Annotated in this window: 15 protein-coding genes and 1 tRNA gene; 4 read left to right on the top strand and 12 right to left on the bottom strand. The window is 36.0% G+C overall.

Annotated elements, in window-relative coordinates; translation table 11 throughout:
• Positions 1-5 precede the first annotated feature (5 nt).
• Entirely contained in the window at positions 6-488 is a 483-nt protein-coding gene (locus A8B79_RS00850) for a GNAT family N-acetyltransferase (RefSeq protein WP_066216760.1), read from the bottom strand.
• Between the two features lie 179 nt (positions 489-667).
• On the opposite strand from A8B79_RS00850, the gene A8B79_RS00845 reads away from it, so the two are divergent.
• Together A8B79_RS00845 and A8B79_RS00840 are read left to right on the top strand one after the other, a co-directional pair.
• Entirely contained in the window at positions 668-1,816 is a 1,149-nt protein-coding gene (locus A8B79_RS00845) for an aminotransferase class V-fold PLP-dependent enzyme (RefSeq protein ID WP_066216754.1), read from the top strand.
• Positions 1,817-1,821: 5 nt separating this feature from the next.
• Positions 1,822-3,078: an aminotransferase class V-fold PLP-dependent enzyme gene (locus A8B79_RS00840; protein ID WP_066216751.1), complete on the top strand. Its 1,257-nt coding sequence runs from the start codon at positions 1,822-1,824 to the stop codon at positions 3,076-3,078.
• On the opposite strand, the gene A8B79_RS00835 is transcribed toward A8B79_RS00840, so the two are convergent.
• The 7 genes from A8B79_RS00835 to A8B79_RS00805 all read right to left on the bottom strand — a co-directional run bounded on the left by A8B79_RS00835 (position 3,067) and on the right by A8B79_RS00805 (position 9,158).
• Positions 3,067-3,771, bottom strand: a complete 705-nt coding sequence (locus A8B79_RS00835) for an ankyrin repeat domain-containing protein (RefSeq protein WP_066216745.1) — start codon at positions 3,769-3,771, stop codon at positions 3,067-3,069. The genes A8B79_RS00840 and A8B79_RS00835 overlap by 12 nt on opposite strands.
• 80 nt (positions 3,772-3,851) lie before the next feature.
• Positions 3,852-4,766, bottom strand: coding sequence for a methionyl-tRNA formyltransferase (gene fmt, locus A8B79_RS00830; RefSeq protein ID WP_066216742.1), 915 nt, complete (start codon positions 4,764-4,766; stop codon positions 3,852-3,854).
• Position 4,767: 1 nt separating this feature from the next.
• Positions 4,768-5,322, bottom strand: a complete 555-nt coding sequence (gene def, locus A8B79_RS00825; protein WP_066216737.1) for a peptide deformylase — start codon at positions 5,320-5,322, stop codon at positions 4,768-4,770.
• A gap of 6 nt (positions 5,323-5,328) precedes the next feature.
• Positions 5,329-5,751, bottom strand: a complete 423-nt coding sequence (gene ruvX, locus A8B79_RS00820; protein ID WP_066216734.1) for a Holliday junction resolvase RuvX — start codon at positions 5,749-5,751, stop codon at positions 5,329-5,331.
• A gap of 2 nt (positions 5,752-5,753) precedes the next feature.
• Complete coding sequence (locus A8B79_RS00815; protein WP_066216732.1) at positions 5,754-6,074, bottom strand: HU family DNA-binding protein; 321 nt, start codon at positions 6,072-6,074, stop codon at positions 5,754-5,756.
• 157 nt (positions 6,075-6,231) lie between these two features.
• Positions 6,232-8,475 carry a RelA/SpoT family protein gene (locus tag A8B79_RS00810; RefSeq protein WP_066216728.1) on the bottom strand — a complete coding sequence of 748 codons (2,244 nt, stop codon included), beginning with the start codon at positions 8,473-8,475 and terminating at the stop codon, positions 6,232-6,234.
• Positions 8,476-8,594: 119 nt separating this feature from the next.
• Complete coding sequence (locus A8B79_RS00805; RefSeq protein WP_066216723.1) at positions 8,595-9,158, bottom strand: outer membrane beta-barrel protein; 564 nt, start codon at positions 9,156-9,158, stop codon at positions 8,595-8,597.
• A 170-nt stretch (positions 9,159-9,328) separates the two neighbouring features.
• Here A8B79_RS00805 and A8B79_RS00800 point away from each other — a divergent pair.
• A tRNA-Leu gene (locus A8B79_RS00800) sits at positions 9,329-9,415 on the top strand.
• Positions 9,416-9,671: 256 nt separating this feature from the next.
• Here A8B79_RS00800 and A8B79_RS00795 read toward each other — a convergent pair.
• From A8B79_RS00795 to A8B79_RS00785, 3 genes are read right to left on the bottom strand one after another with little or no spacing between them, the layout of a single operon-like run.
• Positions 9,672-10,121, bottom strand: a complete 450-nt coding sequence (locus A8B79_RS00795) for a hypothetical protein (protein ID WP_066216721.1) — start codon at positions 10,119-10,121, stop codon at positions 9,672-9,674.
• Positions 10,118-10,576 carry a helix-turn-helix domain-containing protein gene (locus A8B79_RS00790; RefSeq protein WP_066216717.1) on the bottom strand — a complete coding sequence of 153 codons (459 nt, stop codon included), beginning with the start codon at positions 10,574-10,576 and terminating at the stop codon, positions 10,118-10,120. Before A8B79_RS00790 ends, A8B79_RS00795 begins: the two co-directional genes overlap by 4 nt.
• Positions 10,545-10,970 (bottom strand): hypothetical protein, encoded by a 426-nt coding sequence (locus A8B79_RS00785; RefSeq protein WP_066216714.1) that lies wholly within the window; start codon positions 10,968-10,970, stop codon positions 10,545-10,547. Before A8B79_RS00785 ends, A8B79_RS00790 begins: the two co-directional genes overlap by 32 nt.
• Before the next feature lie 484 nt (positions 10,971-11,454).
• Here A8B79_RS00785 and A8B79_RS00780 point away from each other — a divergent pair, with 484 nt between their 5' ends.
• Entirely contained in the window at positions 11,455-12,000 is a 546-nt protein-coding gene (locus A8B79_RS00780; RefSeq protein ID WP_235603511.1) for an REP-associated tyrosine transposase, read from the top strand.
• 218 nt (positions 12,001-12,218) lie between these two features.
• Here the strand turns inward: A8B79_RS00780 and A8B79_RS00775 are convergent, their stop codons facing one another.
• Entirely contained in the window at positions 12,219-14,000 is a 1,782-nt protein-coding gene (locus A8B79_RS00775) for a sensor histidine kinase (protein ID WP_066216712.1), read from the bottom strand.
• Between the last annotated feature and the right edge of the window lie 15 nt (positions 14,001-14,015).

The following is a 14,015-nucleotide window of genomic DNA, read 5'->3' as shown; positions in this document are numbered from 1 at the left end:
AAACCTTACAAATTCTGGTTTTTCACCAACATACTTACCACCTTTTTCCCGTCTTCCGTTATCAACTTACTTTTTTCCTTAAATCCCAACTTCTGATGGAAAGCCATTGAGTCAGGATTCTGAGGTTTCACATTGACTTCGCAGCACACTAGATCTGTTTCATTTTTATCAAAGAGAAATTCATATAGCTTTCTTCCCATCCCTTTGCCTTTAAATTCTTCTTTGATCACTATACGATCTACATACTCGAATTGTCTGTAATGATTATTAAAGAACTTGTAATTCACACTTCCATAATCTGCTCCTTCTCTTAGCGAGATCATAAAACCGGCAATTTCTCCGTCAATATCTATTACTACAAAATTGGATGCTATTTCCAGAAAACTCAGAAAGTCTTTTCTCCTAATGCTACTGACATGAGGCACTTCTGCCTCATTCAATTTCCGGATTTCAGAAATATCTTTTGTAATCGCTTTTCTAATTACCATATTCTCTAATAAGCTATAAATAGTACAACTGTTTTCTGTTTAAATATTAAGCCTTGTACAGTTAGTATACCAAACAAAATCTATTGTTTTTGAAAACAACTTCAACTAAAACTTTATAAGACATCAATTTTTACACTAAACTTTCATTTCATAAACTATATTTAAATTAAAATCTAAAGATGGACTGCAAGAAATCTGAATTTACTCTCGATACGAATATTACTTATTTAAACTGTGCGTACATGTCGCCTTTAATGCAAAGTGTTGAAGAAGCGGGAATAAAAGGGATCAAGAATAAGAGGCAACCCAATCTCATTTCAGGTCAGGACTTCTTTACTGAATCTAACGAACTGAGAAACGAATTCGCTCAATTAATTAATTGTCAGGAATCTGAGAATTGCGTGATCATCCCTTCTGTTTCTTATGGAATGGCAAATGTGGCCAGAAACTTGAAACTACAGAAGGGAGATAACATAATTGTTGTAGGTGAACAATTTCCAAGCAATGTATATCCCTGGATGGAAGTTGCTCAAAAAGCGGACGCTGAGATCAAAACTATTTCTCCTCCTGATACAAAAACGGGAAGAGGTGAGCTCTGGAATAAACAGATTTTGGAATCAATAGATGAACGGACTAAGCTTGTTGCTTGTGGTCATATTCATTGGGCTGATGGTACAATTTTCGATTTACGCTCGATCAGACATAAAACCTATGAAGTAGGTGCATGGTTAGCAGTAGATGCTACTCAGTCGTTAGGAGCTTTACCATTCGATGTTCAGCAGCTAAAACCCGATGCTTTGATAGCTGCCGGATATAAATCTTTAATGGGACCGTATAGTATCGGAATGGCTTATTATGGCTCAGCATTAAGCTATGGCAATCCGATTGAACAAAATTGGATAAACCGATTCGAAAGTGAAAATTTCTCTAATCTGGTCAATTATAATGAGCATTATCAACCGGGGGCACTTCGATATGAAGTTGGTGAGCACAGTAATTTTATTTTAGTTCCAATGATGCTGGAAGCAATCAAAAAACTAAATGAATGGAAACCTGAAAACATTCAGCAGTATTTGATCGATCTGGTTGAAAAACCGATTTGTTTATTACGGGAATCAGGGTTTATTATCGAAGAGACAAAATATCGCGCTTCAAACTTATTTGGAATTCGTTTAGCGGAACACCATCAAATGAATAAATTGAAAGCAAAGCTTTTGGAATCAAATATTATTGTTTCTTACAGAGGAGATGCAATAAGAGTTTCCCCAAATGTGTATAACGATTCGGGTGATTTAAATAAATTAGTTCAAGTACTAACATCAAACTAACAAAGATGAACACCTCACGAAGAGATTTTCTTAAAACATTGGCTACCGGCTCCACGGTTTCGGTGCTTTCAATGCTCAATCCTGTTGAAACATTATTTCGGGAAAAGCTGAAAAATAAACTCTCCGGAGGCTCGCTACCCACTAAAGATGACTATTCTCTGGATAAACAGATCAAGTATCTAAACCATGGCTCTATAGGAACTATTCCAAAAATTGTACAGCAAGCTCATAGGAAATATTTATCGCTTTGTGAATCCAATCCCTGGTTCTATATGTGGAGTGGCGAGTGGGAAGAACCCATCGAAAGTGTGAGAAAGAAAACGGCAGAGTTTCTAAATGCTGATAGCGATGAAATCAGCTTCCCTCATAATACAACAGAAGTATATAATCTTCTTGCTTTAGGATTACCACTTGGACCTGATGATGAAGTCCTGTTTTCGAATTTGAATCATGCCGGAGCAAGTATTCCTTTTCACATCCATTCAAAGAAAAGAGGTTATTCTGTTAAAGTCTTTGATATTCCTGTTCATGATCTTCCTAACATCACTAAAGAAGAAATCCTGGATCTTTACGAAGCTAATATAACATCCAGAACTAAACTTGTAGTCATTCCTCATATCGATAATACATTTGGGATACGACAACCTGTAAAAGAAATAACCGCTCTTGCCAGATCCAAAGGAGTGGAATTTGTTTCTTTGGATACCGCACAAACAATGGGAATGATTCCTGTCGATGTTAAGGATCTGGATATTGATGTCATTGGAACAAGTGCACATAAATGGATACAAGCTCCGAAAGGAGTTAGTGTAGCTTATTTCAATAAAAGAATTCATCAAAAATTAGATCCGATGTGGGTAACTTGGGGGCAAGAACGTTGGAAAGACTCCGCCAGAAAATATGAAGACTACGGAACCAGAAACTTAGCTGAAGTTTTGACATTAGGGCATTCAATCCAATACCAGAGTAATATTGAAAGCATTTTAAAAGAAGAAAAACTCAAAAACTTGTGGAAACACGCTCAAAATCTATGCGAACAAAACAGTAATACCGTTTGGAGATCACCGTCTGATTGGGAGCTTTCAGGTTCGTTATTCATAGTTGAATTAAAAAATGAGCAACCTTCCATCCTATCAAAAAAACTATTTAAGGAAAACGGATTTGTATTTCGACCTTTTGATCAGCATTCCACGATACGGATTTCTCCAAATGTATTTAATACGACTGAGGAACAGGACGAACTTTTCGAATTAATCGTCTAGTTCAACATCATCAGGAGAATCATCATCCGATACGAGATCCTCGACATCGGAGTCATCTATCATATCATCTTCGTCGTCGTCAACATCTTCGATATCAATTGGAGCAGGTTTCTCTTTTTCGGGTTTCTTTTCAGTAACTGCGCCTGCTCTTCTTAAAAGAATAGCTATATCATCTTGATCATTTTCGGTGGCGATCATTATTGCTGTATCACCGTTCTTATCACGCAACTTAACATCAGCGCCTGAAGCGATCAGAAACTTTACTACTTCATGATGACCATTTTTTGCGGCCAGCATCAGTGCAGTGTGCCCCCATCTTTGTTGAGCGTTTACATCTCCTCCCTTCTCGACCAATAGTTTAACAGCTTCCAGGTTTCCGGCTCTTGAAGCTACAATTACAGCCATATCACCAATTTGCACACCTTTATCAAACAGCAATTTCATCATCTCTATATTGCCGTTTTCTGCAGCTTTGTTGAGAGCAGTACCTCCCATTTTAGTTTCTGCGTTTAAGTCAGCTCCGGCATTGATAAGAAGCTTAACAATATTCAGATGGTTCTTTTCCGCGGCGGTAATAAGAGCATTAGCTCCGCTGGATGTAGATTCATTTATATCTGCTTTTGCTTTAATAAGCTTAGTTACCTCTGCTTCATCTCCGGATTTAGCAGCTATAATTAATTGAGGTTGATCCATATAGTGGTTCAGTTAAAGTGATATTTTCCCGATGATAAAAAACGTGCTTGTATTCTCAAATTAATAAATAATAAAATTTACTATTTGAATGAGCCCTCAACTTCGTAACCGTTGATAAACTCTTCAGAACTCATTCTTTTTTTGCCCGGTAATTGCAGTTCTGTAATCTCAATGGTTCCTTCTCTACATCCTGCCAGTAATTTCCCTTCTTTTTCTAATAGTTTGGATGGAGCCACTTTTATTTCAGGACCTAGCTTTGAACTATAGATCTTCACTTTTTTGTCATTCCAGGTAGTCCAGGCAACAGGGAAAGGATATAATCCTCTGATTAGGTTATGAACTTCCCCAGCAGTTTTATTGAAATCTATTCTTGTATTTTCATTGAACAATTTTGGAGCCGGTGTAGCCTTTGAGTCTTCTTGTTTTTTCAGATCATAATTATCTGACTCTATGAGATCGATTGCTTCTAAAAGTTGACTACTCCCTTCTGCCATGAGTTTAGAATAGATATCACCTGTTGTATCGTTATCGCCAATAGGAATTTTCTTTTGAAGAATAATATTGCCTGTATCCACTTTTTCATCGAGAAAGAAAATAGTACAACCGGTTTCTACTTCACCGTTTATTACAGCCCAGTGAATTGGTGCCGCTCCTCTGTATTTCGGTAAAAGAGATGCGTGGAGGTTAATACTACCGATCTTGGGTATTTCGAGTATATTTTTTGGTAATATTCTAAAGGCAACCACCACAAAAAGATCCGGATTTAATTCTTTCAAAGTCTTTTCAAACTCCTCAGATTTTAGATCCTCGACTTCAATTACCGGTAAGCCTAGTTCCAAGGCTTTTGCTTTCACAACAGTAGGAGCCACTTCAGAACCCCTACCTCTTCTCTTATCTACATTACTTACTACTGCCTGAATAGTGTGGTTCGAATTAAATATCTTCTCAAGACTTGGAATTGCAAAATCCGGAGATCCCATAAAAACGATATTCATCTTATCCCCTTGAAACTATTGGATACTCTACTTCTATATTTCCCAGATCTATTTGTTCAAGATCTGATTTGACCATTCTTTTTCTAAAAGAGCTTAGATAATCAATGAATAGTATTCCATTTAAATGATCGTTTTCATGTTGAATGATCCGCGCGATCCAACCTGAAAATTCTTCCACCTTTTCGCTAAAATCTTTGTCTCTGTACTTGATCACGATCGTTTCCGGCCTGAACACTTTTTCACGAACTTCTGGTATGCTTAGGCAGCCTTCATCCATCGGGATATTTTTTCCTTTTTTCTCAACGATCTCAGGATTAATAAAGACCATTACCCCGTGTTTTTCTTCTTCATCTTCAACAACAGGATCTCCATCCATAACAAAGATTTTAAGAGATTTTCCAATTTGAGGAGCAGCTAGTCCTACTCCATCAGAATTGTACATGGTCTCGATCATATCTTCTATAAGCTCAGAAACCTCTTCCGTTAATTCGCTTATGGGCTCGGTTTTATCCCTTAAAACAGAATCATTGTAGGTAACAATGGGTAAAATTGACATAAAAAATTAATGTTTAGACTCTAAGTAGGCCTGTAAGATAAGGGCTGCGGCGATTCTATCCACACGTTCTTTTTTTCTTCTCTTTTTTTGGGGTACTCCTATTTCTATCATCACATCAAGAGCTTGATTAGAAGTATATCTCTCATCAATTTTAAATACCGGAATTTCAGGATACAGATTCTTTAACCGATTTATAAATTCCTGAACCATTCTGGTTGCCTCTCCTTCTTCTCCATTTGGCATCAGAGGCCAGCCTATTACAAAACCCTCAACCTGAGACTCTTCCACTATATGAGTTATTTTATCAATAATCTCATCCGGTGAAAAAGTCCCAACTGGCGAGGCAATAGTCTGTAAAAGATCGGTTTGGGCTAACCCACAACGTTTTTTACCAACGTCAATACCGATCAAGCGTGCATAGTTTTGCACTATTATTTCTTTTTTACGTCTTCCAGAGGTTGGCGTAAAAACGACTTCATTAACTTACTTGGCTTGAAATGTGTTTTACGGTGAGCGGGCACGTAAATCACTTCATTAGTTTTGGGATTTCTGGCTTTTGGTTTTGCTTTAGTCTCTTTTACTTCAAGCACTCCAAAATCTCTAATTTCGATTCTGCACTCTGTATCTGCAGACATCATTATTTCTCTTAATGCAACAATTACCGCGTCAACCCATGGTTCAGCGTTTATCATTGCCTCGTCTTGTGCTTCCGCAACACGACGAACAACATCCCGTTTGGTGTATGTCATCATAATAATAGTAGTTTAGTTAAAGCGAGTATATCTCGCGTTGTCCTTTTGATTTATCCGCTTCTTAACTTTTTGCTTATTTTGAAACCTAAAAGCGATTCTAATCATTGCTGGCAATATACTTACAAGTATAGACTCTCAAAAATTAATATTGTTAAAGTTATTCATATCTAAGAACATTTTTTACTCCTTCAACTCTTTCTAACCTTTTCATGATCTTCTTAAGATGTGATAATCCATCAACATAAAGAGATATAATTCCCTCGAACATACCGCTGTCACTATTTACATTTATACTCTTCATATTTGTTGATAAGGATTTAGACAATACATCAGTAATATCGTTGATCATCCCTACTCTGTCCTCTCCGATCACTTTTACAGCACCCAGAAATTTCGTCTCAATATTCTTAGACCAGTCAACATCTACAATTCTCTCGCCTTCAGTTTTGATCAGATGAAGTGCATTATTACACATTGATCTGTGAATTTTAATATCACCGGTTCTGCTTATAAACCCAATTACATCATCTCCAGGAATCGGATTACAACAGTTTGCATAAGAATATTTTACATTACTCAGCTCGCCATTTATAATTAAAGACTTTCCGTCTCCTACAGACCTTGCTTCCTTTATATACTTTTGCTGGATCTCATCTTCAGTAGCTTTAGTGGATTCACTTTGCTCTTCCTCAATTCTGCCGGTGCTCTTATACTTCTTTACCTCTCCGAACAATTTATTGACATCAAAAGAGCCTACCCCAATAGCATAAAACATATCTTGCGTGGTAGTAAAGTCATACATTTTTGCAAACTTAGTAAGCTCCTGATCACTGATCTCGATCTTACCACGATCAATCCTTTTATCCCAAATAGCTTTTCCTTCATCAGAAACCGCTCTTTCTTTTTGTTTTATGTACTGACGAATTCTGGATTTTGCCTTATGCGTAACTACATCATCAATCCAATCTACATTCAGATTGATCTTATTACCTGTCAGTATTTCAACCTGATCCCCGTTAGAAAGCTTTTGTCGGAGCGGAACCATTTTACCATTTACTTTAGCAGCCATTGCACGTTCCCCAACTTCGCTATGAATATCAAAAGCGAAATCAATAGCAGTTGCACCGTTTGGCAACGTAGTTAGCTCTCCTTTTGGAGTAAACACATAAAGTTCTTCTTGGTACAGATTGAGCTGAAAATCCTTAACGAAATCAGTTGCTGCATCAGGTCGGGGATTGTCTAAAACATCTCTTACCCAGTTTACAAACTTATCAAGACTTTCAGATCCTTCCTGGGCTCCTTCTTTATACTTCCAGTGAGCAGCCAGTCCCTTTTCTGCGATGTCATCCATCTTTCGTGTACGAATCTGCACTTCTACTTTTTTACCCTGATTGGTGATCACGGTAGTATGCAATGATTGATAACCGTTGGCTTTAGGAACCGAAATGAAATCACGAAAGCGTTCAGGAATCGGAGTGTACCAATCAGTAAAAATCGAATACACTCGCCAGCAATCTTCTTTAGAATGAGGCTCTCCCAAAATTACCCTTATCGCAAACAGGTCATAAATTTCTTCGAATGGCTTTTGCTGACGCTGCATCTTCTTATAGATGGAGTAAATATGCTTTGGTCTGCCTTTTATCTCAAAATTTAACTTCAACTCCTTTAGCTGCTTTTCAACAGGAGTCATAAATTGTTTGATGAACTTTTCTCTCGATTCCTTCTTTTCTTTAAGCTTTCTTGCAACAAATTTGAAGGATGTAGGATCCAGCGTTTTAAAACAGAGGTCCTCTAATTCATTTTTGATCTTGAACAATCCAAAACGATGAGCAAGTGGAGCATACAGATCCATTGTCTCGTTAGCGATCTTCATTTGTTTTTCTCTTTTCAGATGATGAATGGTTCTCATGTTATGAAGACGATCCGCAAACTTTATTAATACAACCCGGATATCCTCAGCCATTGAGAGGAGCAGCTTCATAAACGTTTCAGCTTGCTTGCTGTCTCTGCTTTTAAAGACACCTTCTATTTTCGTAACTCCGTTAATGATCACAGCTACTTCTTTGCCAAACCAATATTCTATATCCTCAAGAGTAACAGAAGTGTCTTCAACGGTGTCGTGTAATAGAGCAGCTATCACAGAGATCTCATCAATGTTGATCTCTCTGGCTACAATTTTAGCTACTTCAACGGGGTGGTAATAATACGGTTCTCCGGAAGCCCTGACCATTCCATCATGTGACAAGTAGCATAGCTTGAAAGCTTTTTCTACCTGTTCCTCATTTATTTCACCAATAAACTCCCGACATTCTTCCAGGAGCTGCTTCAGATCTTGTTTCTGAGCTTTCTTAAGCTTGAGACTTTCTAAATCCGTACGTGCTATTTCTTTTAAATCACTCATTATTTAACGCGAACAATTGCCCTTTATGTAAGGTTTCATCCTACTAAGAAAGTTGAATATAAAACGTATAAAAAAAGCGGTTGAGTGTGAACAAAACCGCTGTTTGTAGTTAACTAAATTTAAAAACTAAGTACAACCCCAAAAATAATTCTGCCTGTTTTATCATTGAGATCGGGAACTTCAAGATTCCGGCTTGAGAATCTATATTCAACAAAAGGTTTAACCAATGGAATAACAGTTACTTTTGCTCCTGCAAATGTATTCCAATAGATATTAGATTCCTCTTCTTCACTTGGTTGTTGATTTGGTGGTGGTGGATTTGAAAAATCCTCTGCGCTTAGATCTACCGTTTCTGAGCCCAACCCTGCGCCAATATATGGCTCCAATAAACCCAGGGTTACTCCCGCATATGCAGCTAATCCAAAATCATAGTTCTCGATACTTTTGTCATAAGAGAAAGTTGTTTCATCGACGGTATTGGTTTCACTGAAATAACTAAAATGTGCTCGAAGCCCAAAATTCACCACCGGTATCGAATTCAAAAACCCGGATTGAATACGCACTCCAAACCCGCTTTGTGGTTCTTCATCTCTAAGCTCAAAAGAAGCGCCGACTTCTATTTGTGCCGAAGCTGTATTAATTAACACTACACTAAGCAGAATGGGAAATATCTTCTTCATCATGTCTATAGAATCTTTTTTTGTTTTCAGGAATGTACAAAACAGATACCAGAAATAATTCGAAATTTATTGAAAACAATATTGAAGTAGTCCCATATTAAGTTGTATATTTTGCGCCTTCCGAATGGTTAGTGTTTTTAACTACTGACAATCAATTTGGAAGAACAAACCAAGCCCGAGTGGTGGAATTGGTAGACACGTTGGACTTAAAATCCAATTCTAATTAAATTGGAGTGCCGGTTCGAGTCCGGCCTCGGGTACTTTTAGCCTTTTGTAAGTATATTTTTTATAACAACTTACAAGAGGCTATTTTTGTTTTGGTCTCGGTATTGGTCGATGTTCGAGTCTACACTTTGTAGCCTCTTTTAAATTTATTTAGCTTGAAGATTACTACTCAATAAAATGAATTCCTCTTTTTTTGAGCACAAAAGATAATTTATTCCAGCTTTTTAAAATGCTGTAGTAATTATAGACATACTTAATAAAGAAATGACACAATTGTCTGTCTATACTAAATCAAGATTTCTTTTCAACGTCTTTATTCTCTTTAGCTTTTTTTTCGATTAACTTTTTAGGAGGAACTACGGGAAGGAAAACTTTATCTTTATATCGATAGTTTGTAAGTAGTGATGCTAAATAACCTCTTGTACTTGAATATGATAAAGAAACTAGTGTTTCCAATATCCCTATATTTTCTTCCTTATCGATGTCTTCCGCTTCAATTCCTTTTATTATAAAAGAACTTCTCAACCTTACATCGATAAGCTCTTCATTCGTTAATTTAGATTGCAACATTACTCTTATATCCAAAAAACATTCATTTGTATCTTTATCATAAGATGTTTCAGTCTGTATTTTAATAGGTTGTCCTCCAATAGCCTCATTAATGTCACTAACTCGGGGCTCGATAATATTTGAACTCACTAAAAAAATATTTGTATAACGGTATTGAATATTCTTTTTCATTGAACCAATGCTAGAACAAATTCATCTGAGTCCTTACTACTAATTTCAGTAGTGCTTGAATTCGTATTTTTATGTAGAGTCATAAAATAATTATTTGAAGTGTCAATACGCGATTCATTCTCAACCTCAACACCCTCTTCTAAACAATCAGACACGTCAATCAATTCCAAAAAATCAGGTGTCATTCCAACCGCATTTGCTAGTTCAAATATTTTCAATATTGAAATATTAGTTTTTGGGTCTAATAGTTGCGTAACGGCTGATTTAGAAATGTCTAATTTTTCTGCAATATCTTTCTTTTTTCCATTATTGTCTTTGAGTTGTTTTAATATTGATGCAGAAAATTCTTCCAGAAACAGGCTAGCTCTAAAATCAAATTTAGTTAATCGTTTAGAGAATCTATCTCTTTTACTTTCTGGATAACTACTTAATAAGTTTCTGAAACTTTTTTTCATTTTCACTGATCCATTTTAAAGTGTTCGTAATAATTTTATCAGCTGATTTGAACTCAAGGTTTTCTTTATTCTTTTTATCTTTAACAAAAACATGAGTTAAAATTATAACTGAATGATCACAAATTTCCTCAATTGTGAATGGTATTCTTATAACTTTTGAACCTTCTTTTATGTACAACAAGTTTGTATGACCCTGAGCCACTGAATAACATTTCTGTCTTCTAACAACTTCGTACCCATTATCAGCTAAGGAGTCAATTTTACTTATAATTATATCACTAGACTTAACATAATTTTCATCTGCACAAAAATCCGAGTAACTCATCTTGTTACCTAAATTTTTGTTTACACTTACGACTAAGTGTTTTTTACCTTGTTTTTCCAGTTCTATCAAGTTAAGATATATCTAAACTATTAAAAAATATTTTTTGTAAAACAATTTATACCAGTTAATAACTACGGAATTAAACAACAGAAATTATTGATTTTAATCAATAGCTAAAATTCCATTATCTGCCAAATATTTTTAAGCCAAAAAGAGCGATAATCTGGTCTCCATATTGGTCGATGTTGATATCTTAAATAGTAAAAAATAATATTGATTTCGCAATATTAATTACAATAGGCACACCTTTTTGCTATTTGAAATGTAATTTCGTCTATTTTAGACTCCAGTATTACGGCCTCGGGTACTTTAAAGCCTTGTAGCTCATATATTTATAGAGTTACAGGGGTTTTTTGTTTTCACATGATTGTCAATGCTTACCATTCTGGGGACAACATAGGGACACAGAACTTTTCCTCGTTCCGTAGCTCTGCTGCGGAATGACCACCAGAAGCTCTGCTTCAAAAATATTTTGTAAGGAATTACTTCTAAAATGGTATTACCCTACATGGGAAGAAGCAGATACAAAATCTACGAAGAGCATTATCCATACTTCATAACAAGCACATTTAATGATCAGCTTTCATTATTTGCAGATCAAGAAGTAGCTAAAATAGTTCTTAATTCCTTGCGATTTTTGCAGGAAGAAAGATTAATAACACTATATGCCTATGTGTTTATGCACGATCACCTTCATTGTATAATGGCAGGAAATAACCTTTCTGATAAACTCCGTAAATTCAAATCATATACTGCAAGAACTATTATTGATTACCTGACAGAGACGAATAGAACATACTATTTAAAAAGACTTAAAAATGGGGTTAATAAAGAAAACTCAGAGTATAAAGTCTGGCAGGAAAGCTTTCATCCTAAACAAATTAGAACTACTGAAATGATGATTCAGAAAATATCTTATATCCATTTTAACCCTGTGAAAGCTGGTTTTGTGAACAGAGAGATTGAATGGAGATATTCTTCTGCACGTAATTATGAAGGATTAGATGGGCTTGTTCCTATTCGAGTGTTTGATAGATAAAGTAATGGGGGTAATGGGGAGCCGAGCTCCCATTAGCATTCCGCAGCAGAGCTACGGAACGAGATTAAAAATAATCCAATTTCAATCTTGTTTCGCTTTAATTTATTTAGGTAAGTCAAAATAATTTTTTCCATTTATTTTTTAATAAAGCTCTTTACTCTTTCAAGTTCACAACTTAAAAGCAACAGCAAAGATAGTCTGTAAGTCCCATTCTAAATCTAATTCACAAGTCGACGCTTCATTGCTCTCTTTGATGTCACCGGCTTTTCGATCTTATATCTGAACGTAAAAGATGCTCCATTATCATTGTTAATGACAAAACTGGCTTTTAACTGTTTTAACAACACCGAAACCAATCGGAAGCCCAATGTTTCCGGTTTTTCCAGTTCAAAGTTTTTGGGAAGCCCCGGACCATTATCCTCAACTTTGATCGTCACTTCTCCATCAACAGAAAACATATTTACCTTGATCACCGGATCTAAAGCATCAGAGCCATACTTAAAAGCATTTACCAACACTTCGTTTAAAAGTAATCCCGTTGGGATAGCCTGTTCAATACTTAGACTAACCGGACTTGCTTCCAGCTCCAGCCTCGGTTTTTTAATTTTTTGATATCCTTTGAGTTGAATATTCTCAATAAGATCGTTTATGTATTCATCCATTCTAATGCTGGAGAACGTTTCGTTTTGATATAAACGCTCATGCACTAATGCCATGGAACGTATCCTGGATACAGTATTTACAAAACTTTCTCCCCTGTTCTCTTTCTCAATCTCATTCTGTTGCAACTGAACTAAGGTGGAAACCAAAGCTAAATTATTTTTTACCCGATCATGCACTTCTGATAATAGATATGTTTTTTCTACCAGCTGATCTTTAATTTTCTGCTCAGCTTCTTTTCTGTGCGTTATATCATTAATCACACCATAAATACCGGTAATCTCTCCATCCACAATAATAGGAAGGTTGGTAACTTCAGCGGAAATATAACTTCCGTCTTCTTTTAAAATTTGTGTTTCATAAGTCTGAGATCTTCCCTTTAAAGCCAACAGAAAATGCTTTCTTACTCTTTCTACCTGAGTCTCATCCACAAATCTTTGAAAAGTTGAATTTTTCATTTCATCAGCTGAGTAACCTATCAGTTGCTCAAGTACTTTATTGGCATTGATCAATTTTCCTACAGGCGAGACTGAAAAAACTGCATTTGGGTTTTGATCGAACAGAGACCGGTACTTTTGCTCACTAAGCTCTATTTCTTCACTCCATTTTCTAATGCTTTTTAAGAATCTCAATGAGAGTATGCTCCCAACTATTATACTTATTACAACCAGAGAAATAATTACACATATAATTACCAAGTTTAACAGCTCTGTTCCTCTCGCCAGAGATATGGATAATTTAAACTGCATTACTGTTAGTTCATCATCCAGTTCTATAACTCTTGATATCAGTTTTTCCTGTTCTGATTCCGTGAAGCTATTCTCATTGATCAGCTTCTCAGCTCTGTTTGAAATGCCTTCCAATTCAAAGATCAATGAATCAGATTCGATCCATAACGCAACTGTTTCTTTGAATTCACTGAATTCGTGAAAATTTTCGAATGTGGTTATCATTTTTCCTATGTCAGCCGGTACTGAATGCGTTTTTTCCAGCAATGCTCTTACCAACTCTCTGTCAGTATTATCATCCTTCAGTTCGATCCTGATCTGCTCCATTTCTTTAATAAGAAATACAGAACTTTCTACTTTGGTTTTATAACTCTGATCCTGAGTGCGAAGGTAGTTTACCAAATTGAAGGTTACGTCTTTCCGCGCAGTAGTCCAGTTAGTTTGGAAAGATGCAAACCCTCGTAATGCTGATAATGAGTTTGTAGATACAACAATAGAAATAAGAAGAGATATCACCAGTACAATAAATACCAGTAAAATACTCACCACTTTCATATCAACATTCAGCTTGCTGATGTATCTTTTTTTATACAAACTTTTGATGTCCTTCATACTTTAAATAATCAC

The sequence above is a fragment of the Balneola sp. EhC07 genome (assembly GCF_001650905.1).
GTDB lineage: Bacteria > Bacteroidota > Rhodothermia > Balneolales > Balneolaceae > Balneola.
This window is presented reverse-complemented; position numbering and strand designations above follow the sequence as displayed.